The organism is Pseudomonas sp. 22515, from assembly GCF_052044625.1.
GTDB classification, from domain to species: domain Bacteria; phylum Pseudomonadota; class Gammaproteobacteria; order Pseudomonadales; family Pseudomonadaceae; genus Aquipseudomonas; species Aquipseudomonas alloputida.
The window spans coordinates 93,680-111,470 of record NZ_JBQENN010000022.1 but is presented as its reverse complement, the minus strand read 5'-3'; the positions used below and the strand labels follow the sequence as shown (position 1 = coordinate 111,470).

Annotated in this window: 14 protein-coding genes; 8 read left to right on the top strand and 6 right to left on the bottom strand. The window is 64.0% G+C overall.

Going from position 1 to position 17,791, the window contains the following annotated elements; all coding sequences use genetic code 11:
* Positions 1-606 (top strand): DUF6708 domain-containing protein (locus tag ACTJJN_RS20000; protein ID WP_440781553.1); only part of this gene is annotated, 606 nt, incomplete at its 5' end.
* A complete protein-coding gene (locus tag ACTJJN_RS19995; RefSeq protein WP_012052799.1) occupies positions 603-860 on the top strand; it encodes a PAAR domain-containing protein in 258 nt (85 codons plus the stop codon). The genes ACTJJN_RS20000 and ACTJJN_RS19995, both read left to right, overlap by 4 nt.
* A gap of 150 nt (positions 861-1,010) precedes the next feature.
* Here ACTJJN_RS19995 and ACTJJN_RS19990 read toward each other — a convergent pair whose 3' ends face one another.
* The gene (locus tag ACTJJN_RS19990) at positions 1,011-1,781 is read right to left on the bottom strand and encodes an IclR family transcriptional regulator (protein ID WP_003250869.1); all 771 of its coding nucleotides are present in this window, start codon (positions 1,779-1,781) and stop codon (positions 1,011-1,013) included.
* 156 nt (positions 1,782-1,937) lie between these two features.
* Between ACTJJN_RS19990 and ACTJJN_RS19985 the strand changes: the two genes are divergently transcribed.
* The 5 genes from ACTJJN_RS19985 (at position 1,938) to ACTJJN_RS19965 (ending at position 8,088) form a co-directional block, all read left to right on the top strand.
* The gene (locus ACTJJN_RS19985) at positions 1,938-2,747 is read left to right on the top strand and encodes a shikimate dehydrogenase family protein (protein ID WP_012052800.1); all 810 of its coding nucleotides are present in this window, start codon (positions 1,938-1,940) and stop codon (positions 2,745-2,747) included.
* A 4-nt stretch (positions 2,748-2,751) separates the two neighbouring features.
* Positions 2,752-4,485, top strand: a complete 1,734-nt coding sequence (locus tag ACTJJN_RS19980; RefSeq protein ID WP_003250865.1) for an FAD-dependent oxidoreductase — start codon at positions 2,752-2,754, stop codon at positions 4,483-4,485.
* Positions 4,470-4,790, top strand: a complete 321-nt coding sequence (locus tag ACTJJN_RS19975) for an NIPSNAP family protein (RefSeq protein ID WP_003250862.1) — start codon at positions 4,470-4,472, stop codon at positions 4,788-4,790. Before ACTJJN_RS19980 ends, ACTJJN_RS19975 begins: the two co-directional genes overlap by 16 nt.
* Before the next feature lie 41 nt (positions 4,791-4,831).
* A complete protein-coding gene (locus ACTJJN_RS19970) occupies positions 4,832-6,520 on the top strand; it encodes an FAD-dependent oxidoreductase (protein ID WP_221100175.1) in 1,689 nt (562 codons plus the stop codon).
* 242 nt (positions 6,521-6,762) lie between these two features.
* Entirely contained in the window at positions 6,763-8,088 is a 1,326-nt protein-coding gene (locus tag ACTJJN_RS19965) for an MFS transporter (protein WP_012052802.1), read from the top strand.
* Positions 8,089-8,242: 154 nt separating this feature from the next.
* On the opposite strand, the gene ACTJJN_RS19960 is transcribed toward ACTJJN_RS19965, so the two are convergent.
* The 3 genes from ACTJJN_RS19960 to ACTJJN_RS19950 all read right to left on the bottom strand — a co-directional run bounded on the left by ACTJJN_RS19960 (position 8,243) and on the right by ACTJJN_RS19950 (position 11,055).
* Positions 8,243-9,058 carry a sugar phosphate isomerase/epimerase family protein gene (locus ACTJJN_RS19960; RefSeq protein ID WP_221100176.1) on the bottom strand — a complete coding sequence of 272 codons (816 nt, stop codon included), beginning with the start codon at positions 9,056-9,058 and terminating at the stop codon, positions 8,243-8,245.
* A gap of 29 nt (positions 9,059-9,087) precedes the next feature.
* Positions 9,088-10,140, bottom strand: a complete 1,053-nt coding sequence (locus ACTJJN_RS19955; protein WP_221100177.1) for a Gfo/Idh/MocA family protein — start codon at positions 10,138-10,140, stop codon at positions 9,088-9,090.
* A 138-nt stretch (positions 10,141-10,278) separates the two neighbouring features.
* Positions 10,279-11,055 carry an IclR family transcriptional regulator gene (locus ACTJJN_RS19950; protein ID WP_012052805.1) on the bottom strand — a complete coding sequence of 259 codons (777 nt, stop codon included), beginning with the start codon at positions 11,053-11,055 and terminating at the stop codon, positions 10,279-10,281.
* Between the two features lie 194 nt (positions 11,056-11,249).
* On the opposite strand from ACTJJN_RS19950, the gene ACTJJN_RS19945 reads away from it, so the two are divergent.
* A complete protein-coding gene (locus tag ACTJJN_RS19945) occupies positions 11,250-12,962 on the top strand; it encodes an FAD-dependent oxidoreductase (protein ID WP_440781552.1) in 1,713 nt (570 codons plus the stop codon).
* 108 nt (positions 12,963-13,070) lie between these two features.
* Here ACTJJN_RS19945 and ACTJJN_RS19940 read toward each other — a convergent pair whose 3' ends face one another.
* Positions 13,071-15,977, bottom strand: a complete 2,907-nt coding sequence (locus tag ACTJJN_RS19940) for an HD domain-containing phosphohydrolase (protein WP_440781551.1) — start codon at positions 15,975-15,977, stop codon at positions 13,071-13,073.
* Between the two features lie 152 nt (positions 15,978-16,129).
* Positions 16,130-17,623 (bottom strand): aldehyde dehydrogenase, encoded by a 1,494-nt coding sequence (locus ACTJJN_RS19935; RefSeq protein WP_014753497.1) that lies wholly within the window; start codon positions 17,621-17,623, stop codon positions 16,130-16,132.
* Positions 17,624-17,791 lie beyond the last annotated feature (168 nt).

Genomic DNA, 17,791 nt, shown 5'->3' with positions numbered 1-17,791 from the left:
ATATATTTCATAAAACGCTTATCAATTTTCTGCTTCAATCGATCAACCCAAAAAATCTACTACCAACGTTTGAGCAAGGTACTCGTATTCGAATGGGCCAACACCGGAGGTGGCATTTTCAAGCGCACCGAATACGGCGGCTCATCATTCAGCACCAGCTATGCCCTCGCTTTCGCCCCCCGCCGGGAAGACGGCAGCCTGCATCAAAAAGACTGCCTCTGGGTCGACAGCAACGAACCCACCGAACCCGGCGTCAAGCATGTCGCCGAAGTGTGGGAATACCTGCGCCACTTCATGGACCACGGCCCGGACAAACTCCCCCCGCCCGGTGAACCCAACTGGTGGCACAAGCCACTTCACGCCATCTGCCTGACCCCGGCAGAAGCCTGGCGCCACTATGCCCCCTGGCGAACCGGCGAGCCCGGTGAAATGCAGGGCAAAAAGAACTGGCAATTGCCGTTCTGGGCCGTGCTGTTTCCCTACAACCTCTCCGTCGCCATTTGCTGGTACGGCATCTGCCGCCTGTTCAACGTCCGAGCAGCGCCACCGCCACCCGAAGCATTTGAGGAAGCCCCCATTCAACCCGGCAAAAGGAAGCGCAAATGAAACCCATCGTACTGGTAGGCCATCGTCATAGCTGCCCGCTACATGGCGAAGGCACTGTGGAAACCGGCGCAAGTGCAACATTCGTGGATGGCAAGGCCGTCGCTCGTATGGGCGATCGCATCAGTTGTGGCGCCGTTATCGAAACCGGCGCTGCCTGCACGATCATCGAGGGCCACCCCGCAGCAAGGGAGGGTGACACTACCAGTCATGGAGGGACCTTGATCGAGGGGGACCAGGGTTGGCTCATTGATTGAAAGCCACTCCCGGCCACCGAGCCGGATGCTGAAGCCTGCCTGTCAACAGGTTTGGGCCGTCCAGCGGCCCAAAAGGCGAGCAAAGCCACCTTTCCGGGTGACCCGTTCTCACATCCATGGCGCCAGCCCGCCGACTGCGCCATGTCTGCGTCAATCCAGCACTGGCCGAAGCAACGCCTGTGCCTCATACAGGGTCGGTAAATACCGCAACCGTATCTCATCAATACTCAACCGCGAAGCATGAGTCGTGATGGTCAGCGTCGCTTTCAACTGACCGGCCCGTCCCAGCAATGGCACCCCCAGCACCCGCATACCGATTTCATACTCCTGATCAACGATACAGAACCCCTGCCCCTTCACGCGTAACAGCTCAGCGTCCAGCTGCGCCCGGTCTGTCAGTGTGTAAGGCGTCAACGCCCGCAGCGGCTGACGGGCAAAGTATTCGTCCCGTTCCCCCTCATCCAGCCAGGCCAGCCAGACACGCCCGCCGGCCGTGCAATACATGGGTACCCGCGAGCCCGGCCTGATCGACAAAGACGCCACATGGCTATACCGGCTACGCACCAGATGAATGATCTCATCGCCATCGCGGGTACCCACCGATACGTGCTCCTGGGTCTGCCGCGCCACCTGTTCAACAATCGGCCGCAGCATGCGCGGCAGTTGCGCCGAGTCCACATAGGCCTGGCCGATGCGCAAGGCCTTGGGGGTCAGCCAGTACTCCCGGCTGTCAGTTTCGGCAAAGCCCTCGTGCACCAAGGTCAGCAGAAACCGCCGCACCGCACTGGGCGTAAGGCCAGATAACCTGGCCGCCTGCGGCACACTCAGGCGCGGCTGCTCGGCGCTGAACAGTTGCATCAGCGCCAGGCCTTTCTGCAAGCCCGCGATCAAGTCACGGGGATGGATGGCGGGTGTGTTCATGCATTCGACTCGCTACCAGAGGAACAAAAACAGCCGATTACTGCGATAACCGGATCATGACTGCGATTATCGCATTAAGTGGCCGCTTGACGCATTGTTGCACGCGTCCCTCTGCCTCACCCTTGCCTCCATAACAACGCCAATAAGGAGGTCAGCATGATTCGAGGTTCCACTGAACTGGTCGCCATCGTCGGTTCGCCCATCGCCCAGGTGAAGTCTCCGGAAAACTTCAACACCTGGTTCAACCACAACAACTGCAACCTCGCCATGCTGCCCTTCGACCTGCACGAGGCGGCGCTGGACAGCTTTGCGGATACCCTGCGTGGCTGGCAGAACCTGCGCGGTTGCGTGGTCACCGTGCCTTACAAGCAGGCGCTGGCCAACCGCGTGGACGGCCTGAGCGAGCGCGCAGCTGCCCTGGGTTCGGTCAATGTGATACGTCGCGAGCGCGACGGACGCCTGCTGGGCGACAACGTGGACGGCGTCGGCTTCCTCGGCGCTGCGCACAAGCATGGCTTCGAGCCGGCGGGCAAACGGGCACTGGTGATCGGTTGCGGCGGTGTTGGCAGTGCCATTGCCTATGCACTGGCTGAGGCAGGGATCGCCAGCATTACCCTCAGCGACCCCAGCACAGCACGCATGGATGCTGTATGCGAACTGCTCGGCAACGGCTTCCCCGGGCTCACGGTCAGCACACAGTTCAATGGGCTGGAAGACTTCGACCTGGTGGCCAACGCGTCCCCAGTCGGCATGGGCACCCGCGCAGAGCTGCCGCTGTCCGCCGCCCTGCTGGCTACCCTGCTGCCAGACACCCTGGTCGCCGACGTGGTCACCTCACCCGAGATAACCCCGCTGCTGAACCGCGCGCGGCAAGTAGGTTGCAGGATCCAGACTGGCCCGGAAATGGCCTTCGCCCAACTGGGCCACCTTGGCGCCTTCATGGGCGTCACACCGTTGGAGATCTGAAGCCATGACGACTCTGGAGCACACACACAACAGCTTCGACCTGGTTGTGCTGGGCAGCGGTGCCGGTGGTTTTGCCGCTGCCGCCACCGCGGCCCGCCGCGGGCTGAAGGTGCTGGTGGTGGAAAAGGCCGAACGCTTTGGCGGCACCTCGGCGATTTCTGGCGGCGCGGTGTGGCTGTACGGCACCGACCAAGCCCGTGACGCGGGCGCCAAGGACTCCCCCGAGGCAATGCGCACCTACCTCAAGCAGGTCATCGGCGACGGCTACGATCCCGCCTTGGGCGATGCCTTCATCGAGCATGGCCACCAAGCGCTGCGCTGGCTGGAGCAGAACACCGAACTGCGTTATGCCCTGCGCCCACTCTCGCCCGACTATTACCCGGATGCACCCGGCGCCACTCAGTTCGGCCGGGCGCTGGAAATGGTCGAATACGACGGCAAGCACCTGGGCACACGCTTCAAGGACCTGCAGATGCCACCGCCCGGCATGCTGCTGTTCGGCGGCATGATGGTCAACCGGGTGGATATCCAGCATTTCCTCAGCATTCGCCGCTCACCCAAGTCGCTGTGGCATTGCCTGAAGCTGATGGCGCGTTACGCGCGCGACCGCCTGCAGCACCCACGCGGCACCCGGCTTACCACCGGCAACGCATTGATCGCCCGCCTGGCCACCAGCGCCTTCGCCCACGGCACGCAGTTGTGGTTGCGCAGCGAAGCCGTGGAGCTGATCGCCGAGCACGGCGTGATCACGGGCGTGGTCGTACAGCGCGAGGGCCGCCGTGAGCGGGTAATGGCCCGTGGTGGCGTAGTGTGCGCCATGGGCGGATTCGCAGCAGGCGCAATGGCCGCCGGCTACCGCCCTGCTCAAAAGGCGCCGCACCTGACCATGTCACCACCGGCCAACGACGGAGCCGCCCTGCGCCTTGCCCAGGCCGTGGCAGCAGCCGAGGGCGAGAGCCTGGCGGCCAACTTTTTCTGGGCACCGGTTTCCGAACTACGTCATGCCGATGGTGAACGTGAGCGCTTCCCGCACCTGGTCACCGACCGCGCCAAGCCGGGCGTGATTGCGGTAGACCAAGCCGGGCGGCGCTTCGTCAATGAGTCCGACTCCTACCACCACTTCGTGCACACCATGTTCGCCAACGGCATTGCCAGCTGCTGGCTGGTCTGCGATGCCGAGGCAATGAACCGGTACGGGCTTGGCCTGGCGCGGCCCAAGCCCGTCAACAACCAGGCGTTGATCGACGCAGGCTACCTGTATCGGGCCACCACATCGCAGGCACTGGCCCTGGCCATCGGCGTCGATCCACAGGTGTTTGCGCAAACACTTGCACAGTTCAACAGCGATGCCAGCAATGGCATCGACCGCGCATTTGGCAAAGGCGGCAACAGTTACAACCGCTACATGGGCGACCCGCAACATACGCCCAACCCATGCTTGGCCCCCCTGACCAAGGGGCCGTTCTATGCCATCCGCATTCACACCGGCGACCTCGGTTCAGCCCGTGGCCTGGTGACCAACGCCGATGCCAACGTGCTGAACCGCAGCGGTTTGCCCATTCCCGGGCTCTATGCGGTCGGCAACGACATGAACTCACTGATGAAGGGCACCTACCCCGGCCCCGGCATCACCCTGGGCCCTGCCCTCACCTTCGGCTGGCTTGCTGCCAACCACATCACCGCGCGCCTGCAGGCGCCGGCTACCCCTACGGAGAAACCGGCATGTACTACGAACTGAGAACCTACACCCTCGACCCATTGAAAATGGCCGACTGGCTGGCCCTGTACCAAAGCCACGCACTCGAGGTGCAGAGCGAACACCTGGGCAACCTGGTGGGCTTTTTCACCAGCGAGTTCGGCGACGTCAACCAAGTGGTGCACATCTGGGGCTATGCCAGCCTCGACGACCGCATGGCGCGCCGCGCAGCCATGGCGGCAGACTCGCGCTGGGCGGAATTCTCGCGACGCAACCGCGAGCTGGGCGCGGTACTGCGCCTGCAATCGCGGCTGCTGCGCCCGACCGGTTTCTCACCACTGCAGTAAGCCACACACCACCTCTTCCAACAGCCGAGCGGACCCCTTCCATGCCCCCCCTTGAATGTGACGTACTCGTCATCGGCTCCGGCGCCTCTGGCCTGGCTGCCGCCGTAACCGCCGCGCATCATGGCCTGACAGTGGTCGTCGCGGAAAAAGCCAGCCAGCTGGGCGGCACCAGTGCCTGGTCGGGGGGCTGGTTGTGGATACCGCGCAACCCTCTGGCCATCGCCGAAGGCATCGTCGAAGCCGACGATGCCCCGGAGCGCTATTTGTGTGCGCAAACCCACACCCGCGAGCTGGACCCGCGTCAACGCGCCTTCCTGCGCCATGGTCCGGAAATGGTGGCGTTCTTCCAGCAACACACTGCCGTGCAGTTCCAGTGCGGCAGCCGTATGCCCGACATGCGTGAAGGCGATGGCAGTGCACGCGGTGGTCGCTCGCTGTGTGCATTACCTTACGACGGGCGACGGCTAGGGCCTTGGCTGCACACGTTACGCCCACCGCTGGACATCGTCAGCCTGGCCGGCATGGGCATTGCCGGAGGTGCCGACATGGCTGCCTTCTTCAACGCCACACGCTCGCCGAAGGCAGCGCTGCATGTTGGCAAGCGCCTGTTGCGCCATGGCCGCGACCTGCTGCTGCACCGTCGCGGCCTGCATCTGGTCAATGGCAACGCGCTGGTGGCGCGCCTGCTGCGCAGCGCCCTTGATCGTGGCGTGACATTGCTGACCGAGAAAGCGGCCAGCCGTCTGTTGTTGTGCGAAGAACGGGTCAACGGCGCGCTGTTTGCCGATGGCCAAACGATCTACGCACGGCGTGGTGTGGTGCTGGCCTGCGGTGGCTTCCCACATGATCGCCAGCGTATCTCGCAGCTGATGCCGCACGCGCCGGACGGTGACCAGCATTACTCCGCTGCGCCCAGGGAGAATAGCGGTGATGGTTTGCGCCTGGGCGAACAGGCGGGTGGGCGGGTGTCTGCGGCAGGCGCCCACGGGGGCGCCTGGGCGCCGGTCTCGCAGGTACCGCGCCGCAATGGCCATTTCGGCCATTTCCCACACCTGATCGACCGTGCCAAGCCCGGTTTCATCGCCGTGCGCCGCGATGGTCGGCGCTTCGTCAACGAAGCCGATTGCTACCACGACTTCATGAACGCGCTGTTCGCCGCCACGCCGCAGGCTGAGCAGCCGGAGGCCTGGCTGATCTGCGACCATGCTGCGCAACGGCGCTATGGCATCGGTTGGGCCAAGCCCTTTCCCTTCCCTACCCGCTTCTATCAGCGCCGTGGCTATTTGCACAGCGGCGCTACCCTGGCGCAACTGGCGCAGCGCTGCGGGATCGACGCCGAGCAGTTGCAGCGCACGGTGGAGGGCTTCAACCATCATGCGGCACAAGGTGAAGACCCTACCTTTCTACGTGGCGCGTCGGCCTACAACCGGGCCCAAGGCGACCCGCAGCAGGCACCTAACCCGTCGCTTCGGCCGTTGCTGAAGGGGCCGTTCCATGCGGTGAAACTGCTGCCAGGCAGCCTTGGCACCTTCGCCGGCCTGGACACAGACGCCTCAGCCCGCGTACTGGACCACGCAGGGCAGCCGATACCCGGGTTGTTTGCAGTGGGTAACGACATGCACAGCGTGATGGGTGGGTACTACCCGAGCGGCGGCATTACCCTTGGCCCTGGGATGACCTTCGGGTATCTGGCCGGTAGAGCGTTGAGCGGGAGCTGTGCACATCATTGATGTCGGTGTTGCGCGCATCAGGCAACCAGGGCCAAAGCCTTCTACCCTTCAGTGAGGTGAATACCTGCCGCGCCCGCAGGCCAACGCAACCGTTCGATAACCGAACAGTAGCCCGTCTCTTGAATTGACGCTGCCGTCTTCACTGCTCACCATGCACCGGCCTTGCGTGCCCCCCCTGCCTGGGAAACGGTCACGTACCCGTAGCACCGCAGCTGAATACAATTTCAAGAAACGAGCAGTCTATGAACCACTCCAAGATCCCCCCCGCCGCGCCCCGGATGTCCCAGGGCTCGATCGGCGACAAGCTCCGCGGCGCCTTCGGCGTCGGCAAGACCCGTTGGGGCATGCTGGCCCTGGTGTTCTTCGCCACCACCCTGAACTACATCGACCGCGCCGCCCTCGGCATCATGCAGCCCGTGCTGGCCAAGGAAATGAGCTGGACGGCGATGGACTACGCCAACATCAATTTCTGGTTCCAGGTCGGCTATGCCATCGGCTTTCTGCTGCAAGGCCGGCTGATCGACAAGGTCGGGGTCAAACGGGCCTTCTTCTTCGCTGTACTGCTGTGGAGCCTGGCCACGGGTGCCCACGGCCTGGCCACCTCGGCGGCAGGTTTCATGGTCTGCCGCTTCATCCTCGGCCTGACCGAGGCCGCCAACTACCCGGCCTGCGTCAAGACCGTGCGCCTGTGGTTCCCGGCGGGTGAGCGGGCGATTGCAACGGGGCTGTTCAACGCCGGTACCAACGTTGGTGCCATGGTCACCCCCGCGCTGTTGCCGCTGATCCTGGCTGTGTGGGGCTGGCAGGCTGCGTTCATCGCAATGGGCAGCCTGGGCCTGGTGTGGGTCGTGTTTTGGGTGCTGAAGTACTACAACCCTGAAGACCACCCCCGCGTGCGTCAGAGCGAGGTGCAGTACATCCAGCAGGATGACGAGCCCGAGCCGACCCGCGTGCCGTTCAGCCGTATCCTGCGCCTGCGTGGCACCTGGGCTTTTGCAGTGGCCTATGCGATTACCGCGCCGGTGTTCTGGTTCTACCTGTACTGGCTGCCGCCGTTCCTGAACCAGCAATACAGCCTGGGCATCAACGTGACCCAGATGGGCATCCCGTTGATCATCATCTGGCTGACGGCAGACTTCGGCAGCATCGGGGGTGGCATTCTGTCGTCGTGGCTGATCGGCCGTGGCGTGCGTGCCACGACAGCGCGCTTGGTGTCCATGCTGATCTTTGCCTGCACCATGCTCAGCGTCATCTTTGCCGCCAACGCCAGTGGACTGTGGGTCGCGGTGGCGGCCATCTCGATCGCGGTAGGTGCGCATCAGGCATGGACGGCGAATATCTGGAGCCTGGTGATGGACTACACACCCAAGCATCTGGTGAGCACCGTATTCGGCTTCGGCAGCATGTGTGCGGCAATTGGCGGGATGTTCATGACGCAGATTGTCGGCAGCGTGCTGACCGCTACCAACAACAACTATGCCGTGCTGTTTACCATGATCCCCGCCATGTACTTCCTGGCGTTGGTGTGGATGTATTTCATGGCACCGCGCAAGGTCGAGAGCGCCTGAGAGCGCTAGCTACTTACCTCTACGGGGCCCTTGCGGGCCCTTTTTTTTGGCTTGGTATTTCTTGAGAAACAACAACGACAAGGCAATGTTCGGTGTGGGAGCGGGTTCACTCACGAACGTGACGCAGCCGGCGCCATGCGCCACGTTCGCTCGATCAGACGGTGGCCAACACCGCCTTGGCTTTCTCCAGCGCCATGCGCGCGCGCTGTTCGCCGCTGATGCCCTGCTCCAGCAATTGCCGCGTGGGGATTTCCAGGCTCAGCGGCACGCTCGGCGGCAAGGCGCGCAACAGGCCAATCAGGTCGGCGTCGCCATCACCCGGGAAGCGTCGCTCGTTACGCGCCTGGCGCAGGATCTCGTCCATGTCAGCCGGTACCGGGCCAGCAACGTCACACAGTTGGGCATAGCGCATGCGCTGCGGCGCCAGCTGCGCCAGGTCGTCCAGCGAAGAGCCGGAGCGGTTGAAGTGAAAGGCATCCACCAGTACGCAGCCATTGCCGCGGTCGGCGTTGGCCACCACCCGCATGGCCTGGCGCAGGTCACGTACGTCGGTCCAGGGCATGAACTCCAGGTGAGGGTGAATGCCGTATTGCGCCGCCAGCTCGCACAATGCGGCAAAGCGTTCGGTCAGGCGCGCTTCGTCGGGGTCGTTGCCCGCTACCAGCAATTCAGTGCCACCCAACCCGGCGCCCACCGCCAGGATCGCTTCGAAATCGGCCACACAGGTGGCCGGTTCAAGACGCAGGATCTCCAGGTCGAGCACCTTGATACCCGTGTCGCGCAAGCGCGCCTGGGTTTGCCGGCGCAGTTCGGCATCGGCGACCAACGGGAAATGGCGCTCCTGTTCGGTGGCTGGCACCAGCCGTAGGCCGACATGGCTGTAACCCGCCCGGGCGGCGGCCTCGACCATGTCCGGAGGAGACAGCTCGAGCACCGTCAGGGCCGCGAGGGAAAAAATTCGATCAGTCATTTATCATCACCCGCAATAGTAAGGTTGTATCAGCCAATGTGCTCGGGCGCGCAAGCCCGACCGCTTTGGGCTGCCTGCCTTATCGCTTCGATCAGCGCCAGTGTGCGCCCCCCGTCGGCAGCGTCGATCAGCGGCGCCTGTTCACCCCGGGCAACCCGCACAAAATGTTGCAATTGCAGGGTCAATGCCTCGCCGGCGGGGATGCTTTCCGAGCTTTGCAACAGGGGCGTATGCCAGCCCGAGCCTGCCTCGGCGTAATGCCAGCGCTTGAGCTGGGGAATGCTCAGTGCTCCTTGGGTACCGGCCAGCAGATAGCACGGCTGGCCATCCTGGCGCGGGTACACAGGGCTTTCGCCAGCGTCCAGCTCCCAGCTCCACGGTGCAGCCACCGCGTCGGACCCGGTCAGGCTGCCCAGGGCACCGTTGGCAAACTGCAGCAGCACCGCGGCGCTGTCTTCGTTGGCAAAACCGCGGACATCGTTGCGGGTGAAGGCCTGCACCTGCACCACCTCGCCGCACAGGTAACGCAACAGGTCAAGGTCGTGGATCAGGTTGGTCAGCAAGAAACCGGCCCCTGGCTCGCGGCGCCAGGGCGTTTCGAAATAGCTGTCGGGCTTTTGCAGCTGCCACAGCGCGGTGACGTTGATCAAACGGCCCAGCTTGCCTTCGTTGATCACCTGGTGCGCCTTGGCGATCAGCGGATTGTGTCGGCGATGGTGCCCTACAAGCACCGGCACACCTCGGCGGCGTGAGGCTTCCACCAGAGCACGCACTTCATCCAGGTTCACGCCCACCGGTTTTTCCACCAGCACCGGCACCCCGGCCTCGACACAATCCAGGGCGGTGGCGACATGCAGGTTGTTGGGGTTGGCGACGATCACTGCCTCGGGGCGCACATGCGCCAACATTTGCCGGTGGTCGGCAAAGCAGGGCACACCGCACTCGGCAGCGAAGGCCTCGGCCTGCGGGCCGGGGTCGGCTACCGCACACAGTTGGGCTTGCGGCACATTGCGCAAGTGCTGGTAATGCTGCCGGCCCATGATGCCGGCGCCAATCAAGGCAATACGAAGGGGTGCGTTCAACAGCCTGTCCTCTTGTCATTGTTGTTATGAAATTCTGAAACCGAGTTCCAAAATTCATACTCGACAATCTAGAACCAAGTTCAGCTTTTCAGAAGAACGGGCGCAACAGACTGTGCGGTAATCGACCGGAATATCCTCTCAGGCAAACAGCTCGCTGGCGGGACTGGCCGCCGACAGCTCTTCTGCCGCCGACAGCAATAGCGGTGCCAGCGCTGTAAGGCGGCTCTGTGCCAGCCGCGCGCTGGGCCCGGCGATGCTCAGCACGCCGATTACCTCGTCGCTTTGCGGCCGGCGCACCACTGCGGCCAGGGCTGAGGTGCCGATGGCGGAGGTTTCCTCGACCCAGGCATAACCACGCTCGCGGGCGCGGTGCAGGTAGGCGAGCAGCTCGTCGGTGGAGCGTGGCGCATTCGGGCCGAACTGTTCGGGGTCGGCAATACCTTGGCGCAACACCATCTGCAGCGCCTGCTCATCGTCCAGGCTGGCCAGCCAGGCATGCCCGGAGGCGGTATAGAACAGCGGCGCGTCGCGCCCCATATCCGGGTCGTAGCGCAGCCCGGAGCGGGCCCCCTGAGACTTGGCGATCCAGGTTTGCCGGGCACCGTCGATCACCCCAAGGCGCACCAGCTCACCGCTGTCCTGGGCCAGGCGGTCAAGAATCGGCTGGATGATGTCGGCACCGTTGCTGGCGAGGTAACGAAAGCCCAGCGCTACCAGCTTGGCCGACAGCTGATAGCGGCTGTTTTCCCGGTTCTGGCGCACGTAGCCCAGCCGCACCAGCTCAGTGAGCATGCGGTGGGCAGCGCTTTTGGGAATGTCCAGGCGCTCGGCCAGGGTTTGTAACGGCAGCCCTTGGGGTTCACCGGTAAGGCTTTCTACAAGACTGAAGGCGCGTTCGATCTGACTACCAGCCATGTCACAGGTCCCTGATTTTTTTGCGGATTCTAGAAGATGATTCCACATCGTCGCTAGCCAGCGCAGCTCGGGCCACCTCGAATGTCCGATGATCGCCCAGTTCTTGCCTGACATGACCAACCTGACCTTGCAGGACCACCCGCTGCTGATAAGAATGTGGAACATTGTTCTAATAAAAGCACAGGAAACCCGCAATGCCTTCCGCTCCTCTCGAAACCGAATGCGATGTACTGGTCATAGGTTCTGGCGCCGCCGGGCTGGCGGCGGCCGTCACGGCTGCCTGGCATGGGCAGAAGGTGATCGTGGCGGAGAAAGAGCCGGTGTTTGGCGGTGCCACCGCCTGGTCCGGCGGCTGGGCCTGGGTGCCACGCAACCCGCTGGCGCGCAGGGCCGGCATCGAGGAAGACATCGAACAGCCGCGGACTTATCTGCGCCATGAGCTGGGGGCAAACTACAATGCCGAGCGCGTCGATGCCTTCCTTGAGGCGTGCCCGCACATGGTGGCGTTTTTCGAGAAGTACACGGCGTTGCAGTTTGCCGACGGCAACGGCATCCCGGACATGCATGGCGATACGCCGGGGGCAGCCCTTGGCGGCCACCAGGTGATCGCCGCGCCCTACGATGCCCGCGAGGTTGGCGCCCTGCTGCCACGCTTGCGCAAGACCATGCGCGAAACCTCGTTCATGGGCATGCCGATCATGGCCGGAGCCGACCTTGCCGCCTTCCTCAACATGACCCGCTCACCCAAAGCCCTGCTGCACGTGTGCAAGCGCTTTGGCCGACACCTGTACCACCTGGCCCGCCATGGTCGGCCCATGCACCTGGTCAACGGTGTGGCACTGGTGGCGCGCCTGGCTAAATCGGCACAGGACCTGGGTGTGCACCTGCAAGCGTCGGCGCCGGCCAAACGCCTGCTGATCGAGGGTGGCCAGGTACGCGGGGCGTGGGTCGCGACGCCACAGGGTGAGCAACTGATCCGCGCCAAGGCCGTGGTGCTGGCGGCAGGTGGTTTCCCCAATGACAACGCCCGGCGCCAGCAACTGTTCCCGCGCGATGCCAGCGGCCACGACAACCTGGCGCTGCCGCCCAAGGGGTGTTCTGGCGATGGCCTGCGCCTGGGCGAATCCGCCGGCGGTGTGGTTGCCACCGACCTGAAGTCGCCGGTGGCCTGGGCACCGGTTTCACAGGTGCCGTATCGCGACGGCAGCGTCGGCCACTTCCCGCACATTATCGAGCGCGGCAAACCGGGCGTTATCGGCGTGCTGGCCAACGGCAAGCGTTTCGTCAACGAAGCGCATGGCTATTACGACTATGTGTCGGCCATGGTCGCTGCAGTGCCGGAGGGCCAGGAGGTGTGCTCGTGGCTGGTTTGCGATCATCGCTTCTTGCGCCGCTATGGCCTGGGGCATGCTCGCCCGGCACCGCTGCCGGTAGGGCCGCATGTGCGCAACGGCTACCTGAAACGCGGCGCCACGCTCGAGCAGCTCGCCCAGGCCTGCGGCATTGACCCGTCCGGGCTGCGCGCCACGGTCACTGACTTCAATAACCATGCCCGTAACGGCCAGGACCCGGCGTTTGGCCGTGGTTCCACGCCGTTCAACCGCAAGCAGGGTGACCCACAGCACAAGGGCCCTAACCCTTGCGTGGCGCCCATCGAGCACGGGCCGTTCTATGCGGTGAAAGTAAAGCCCGGCTGTTTTGGCACCTTCGCCGGGTTGCGCACCGACGGCAATGCCCGTGTACTGGATGAGGCCGGGCAACCGATTGCAGGCCTGTACGCAGCAGGTACCGACATGGCCAGCGTGTTTGGTGGCTGGTACCCGTCGGGTGGCATCAACCTGGGGCCGGCGCTGACCTTTGGCTATGTCGCCGGGCGGCACATTGCCGGGGTGCAGGGGTATGAGTGAGCTGACCCACAATACCCGGGTGGTCGGCGCTCTGCAGGAGGACGCAGGGAAAGGCCGTGGCGCTTGAATCGAGCGCCACGCGGTCTGATTTTTCAGCGCTGTCGCCCCTCAGCGCACAGGCCTCGCGGCGCTGCGCTCCTGAAGTTGCGCCAGCCAGTAGGCCACATCCACCTCGTCGATCTGCTCGGTGCGCAGGAAGCGCTCGGCATATTGGCGGTATACCCCGCTGCTGAGGAACAGTTGTAGCAGTTGCCCGTCGACGTGCCCCTCGCGGGCCATGGCCACCAGGATATTCACCGATTCGGACAGCGTCTTCGGGGGTTTGTATGGCCGGTCTGCAGCCGTCAGTGCTTCGAAGATGTCGGCAATCGCCATCACCCGCTCGGCGATGCCCAGATCCTGCCCGCCCAGACGACGCGGATAGCCGCTGCCGTTCATCTTTTCGTGGTGGTTGCCGGCGATGTCGGGTACCCGCTTGAGCTGGCGCGGGAGCGGCAGCGCACTGAGCATGATGATGGTCTGCACGATGTGTTCGTTGATCTTGAAGCGTTCTTCGTCAGTCAGCGTGCCACGGCGGATCGACAGGTTGTACAACTCGCCGTGGTTGCTGGCGTGGCCTGGCAGGTGCATGTCGAACCCCCAGATATTACGCGGGTCATCCTTGACCACCGGCGGCGTGCGGGTGCCCCAGGGCACGCAGTGCTCGGGGCGATCAGCCAGCAATGGCTCCTCTGTCGGCAGTGCAGGCTGCGGCACGCCGACAAGGCGTTCCGCCTCGTCACGGGAGATGCCCAGGCGGTTATCGAAATGGCGCAGCCAGCGGCGCTTGCCGATCACCTGCAAGCGCTGGATATCGGTGTCCTGCATGAACTCGCCGCCGATGTTGGCCTGGGCGACGAAAGCGAAGTCGTCCTGCAGCTCGGCCTGGCTTCGCTGCAGTGCGGCTTTCAGCACCTGCTGGTCGGCGCCACTGGCCAGTCCTTGCCAGTAGGCCAGCTCCGCATCGCGCCACAGCACTTCGAAACGCATGCGGACTTCGTGGATGCGGTTGTACAGGGTCTCCAGCTTGGTCGCCTTGTCCACCACGTACTCGGGGCTGGTGACCTTGCCACAATCGTGCAGCCACGCTGCCACACGGAACTCGTACCGTTCTGCCTCGGTCATGCTGAAGCTGGCGAACGGGCCGCTGTCGGCTGCCACTGCCTGATCCAGCAGCATCTGCGCCAGCTGAGGCACCCGCTCGCAGTGACCACCGGTATAGGGGCTCTTGGCATCGATGGCGTCTGCCAGCAGCTTGATCATGGCGTCCAGCAGGCGTTGCTGGGCTTCGACCAACTGGCGGGTTTCGATAGCCACCGCAGCCACTCCGGACAATTCCTCGACAAAGCGCCGGAATGCCTCGCCCACCCGCTCCTGCGCCTGCTCTTCGTCCATTTGCAGGACCAGGATGCCCAACAGTGCCTGGCTACGGTCATTCAGCACCACGGCCAGACTGCGCTCATGCAGGCCGAGGGCCTGGGTCACTGTTACAGCCAAGTGCTGCCGGGCGCCCTCATCCACTGCCAGCTCGCTTGGGTAGTGTTCACCGCGGCACGAGGCGGCCAGGCGCAGCAAAGCCTGTTCAGCGTCATACAGGTAAACCCCGCCGGCGTCGCCCCCGGCAGCTTCTACCAGATGGTTCAGCACGCCGTCGAGCATGCGCTCCAGGTTTCGCTCACGGCTGAGCGTAAGGGTAATCGCCTGAAAGTGGCGAATGGTACCGGACATGCGGCTCAGCACGCGGCTCAGTTCACGCACCTCGGAAACCCGCGAGTGCACGCCCACCTCACGGCTGAAATCAAAACTGGCCAAGCCTTGAACCTGCTCGCGCAACAGCCGCAGCGGGCGGCCAATGCGCCGGCCAAGCACACCGCCGAGCACCAGCAGCACGGCCATCAGCGCCATGGTCCAGAGCAACTGCTCGTACAAGACTTTGCGCGCCCCCACCAGTAACTCGTGGCCGGGTACGGCAATCAGCACGTACAAGTCGTGCCCGGCCAGGGTGGTCAGATGCACACGAATGCCATACCAGGTCTGGCCATCCACCTGATAAGGCTGAGGCTGGTTGCCCTTGGGCAGGTCAGCGTATAGCCGCGCCAGGCTGGGAGCGCCCAGCTCGGCGACACGCGACAGGCGCACGCCTTGCCCTTCGTGCACGATTGCCCGCTGCGGGTCCGGATAGGCCACAACGTTGCCCTGGTCATCGACCACCACGATCTCGGTACCCGGGGTCATGCGCAGGTCCTGAGTCTCGCTGGCCAAGTCGTTGACCGAGACATCCAGGCCGATCACGGCGCCACCGTCGACGCTACGTTGGGCCATGGTCAAGCCGACCTCGCGGGTGGTGAAGAACACATAAGGGCGAGTCAGCACCGTAGAGGGTTGTACCGTGGCTTCAGCGAACCAGGGGCGCAGGCGTGGATCGTAGCGATAGTCAGATTTGGCCTGGGCCTGCAACAGGTTCAGCGCCCGATCATAAAAACGCCACTCGCCCTGCACCTTGGCGCCCTCGCCATGGCTGACGCTCTGCACCAGAAATGCCGTGCCCGGTGGAGCGGCGAAACGCTGCATCAGCTGCGGGTCATGCAGGCGACGCACCAGCAGGAACTCGCCGCTGGGGTAACCCAGATAGGCGGCGCTGAGCATGCGGTTGGCGTCCAGCATTTCCACCAGCTGTGGCAGCCGATCCAGGCGCTGTGCCTGGGTGTGCACAGTCGGGTTGTGGGCAAGCAGGCGAATGCTGCTTTGCGCCGGCTCGATCAGGCGCCTGGCGCGCTCGTCGATCGTCTTGGCAACCTGCTGGGCGGCATCGCCAGCAGCAGCCACAAGGGTTTGGCGAATACCGCGGTACCCCTGCCAGGCCAGGGCAGCGCCGAGCAGCAGCATGCCCAGCACGATGGCCAGCGCCACCAGCCACTGCAGTGAAATACCACGTCCTCTATTGCCAACGACACGCCCCGTCGACACGCAGCCCATCCCAGGTACTCCATGTGCGGCACATTGCCTTGGCTGATGTCTGCAGCAGTGTAGAGTGCATGTGAGCGTTCTGCCGGGCCGGCAACACGTTTACAGACGATCGTGCAAGGCTTTGTACCGCGACGCAGGCGACGTGGGCCATGATCAGGAGATCAGCCGCGCAACTGGTACCAGGTGGTCTTGAGCTGCGAATACTTGTCGAACGAATGCAGTGACAGATCGCGGCCAAACCCCGACTGCTTGCCCCCACCGAACGGCACCGTCACATCCAGCGCATCGACCGTGTTCACCGATACGGTACCGGCTTTCAACGCACGCGCTACCCGGTGCACCTGGTTGAAGTCGTCGCTCCACACCGAGGCTGCCAGGCCATAGATGCTGTCGTTGGCCAGGCGCACCGCTTCTTCTTCGGTGTCGAAGGCGCTGACCGCCAGCACCGGGCCGAACACCTCCTCCCGCGCCAGGCTCATGCGGCCCTCGACACCGGCAAAAATGGTCGGCTCGATGTAGTTGTCCGAACCTTCGACGGTCAGGCGTCGGCCGCCACACACCAATCGCGCGCCCTCTTGCCCGGCACGCACGATGGCGGCCTCGATGCGGCCGGTCTGCTCGGCATCGACAATGGCCCCGGCGCGGCTCGCCGGATCCAGCGGGTTACCGGGCAGCCACTGGCGAGCCTTGGCCTGCAGGCGCTCGATGAACTCATCGTGGATGGCACGCTGCACGTACAGCCGCGAGTTGGCCGAACACACCTCGCCCTGGTTGAAGAAAATGCCGAAGGCGGCCTTTTCCGCAGCCAGGTCCAGGTCCTGGCAGTTGTCGAACACCAGGTTTGGGCTCTTGCCGCCGCACTCCAGCCACACCTGCTTGAGGTTGGACTGCGCCGAGTACTGCATGAAGTACTTGCCCACCTGGGTGGAGCCGGTGAAGACCAGGCAGTCCACATCCGGGTGCAGGCCCAGCGCCTGCCCGGCCTGCTCGCCCAGGCCCGGCACTACGTTCAGTACGCCTTCCGGCACACCGGCTTCCAGCGCCAGTTGGGCCAGGCGCAGGGCCGAGAACGGTGATTGTTCGGCGGGCTTGAGTACCACGCTGTTACCGGCAGCCAGCGCCGGGGCCAGCTTCCAGGCGGCCATGTCGAGGGGGAAATTCCACGGCACCACAGCCGCGACCACACCGAGTGCTTCGCGGGTGATGGTGGCCAGCGCCGTGGGCGCCGTGGGCGCCACTTGGTCGTACAGCTTGTCCAGCGCTTCGCCGTACCAGCCGAACACATGTGCAGAGCCCGGCACGTCGATGGTGTAGGCGTCCATCACCGGCTTGCCCATGTTCAGCGAGTCCAGCAAGGCCAGTTCTTCACGATGGGCCATGATCAGCTCGGCCAGGCGCAACAGCACCTTCTTGCGCTCGCCCGGCGCCATGCGCGGCCAGGGGCCGTGCTCAAAGGCTCGACGGGCGCTGGCGACGGCCAGGTCGACCTCGGCCTGGCCGCAGGCGGTAACCTGTGCCATTACGTTGTGGGTGGCGGGGTTGATGGCTGCGAAGGTGGCGCCATCCTCTGCGTTGACGGGTTTGCCATTGATCAGCGCTTTGGATGGCAGGTACAGGTCCGAAGCGCGTTGTTGCCAGAATTCGAGGGTATACATGTGTACTCCTGGTAAACATGGGAGCAATCTTTTGGATGGGGGCGTCGTCCCACGGATGAATCGCCGGGGCTGCTTTGCAGCCCAATCGCGACACAAGGCCGCTCCCACAAGAACAGCGTTGCCCCTGCAAGCGACGCGATTGCTGTGGGAGCGGCCTTGCGTCGCGAT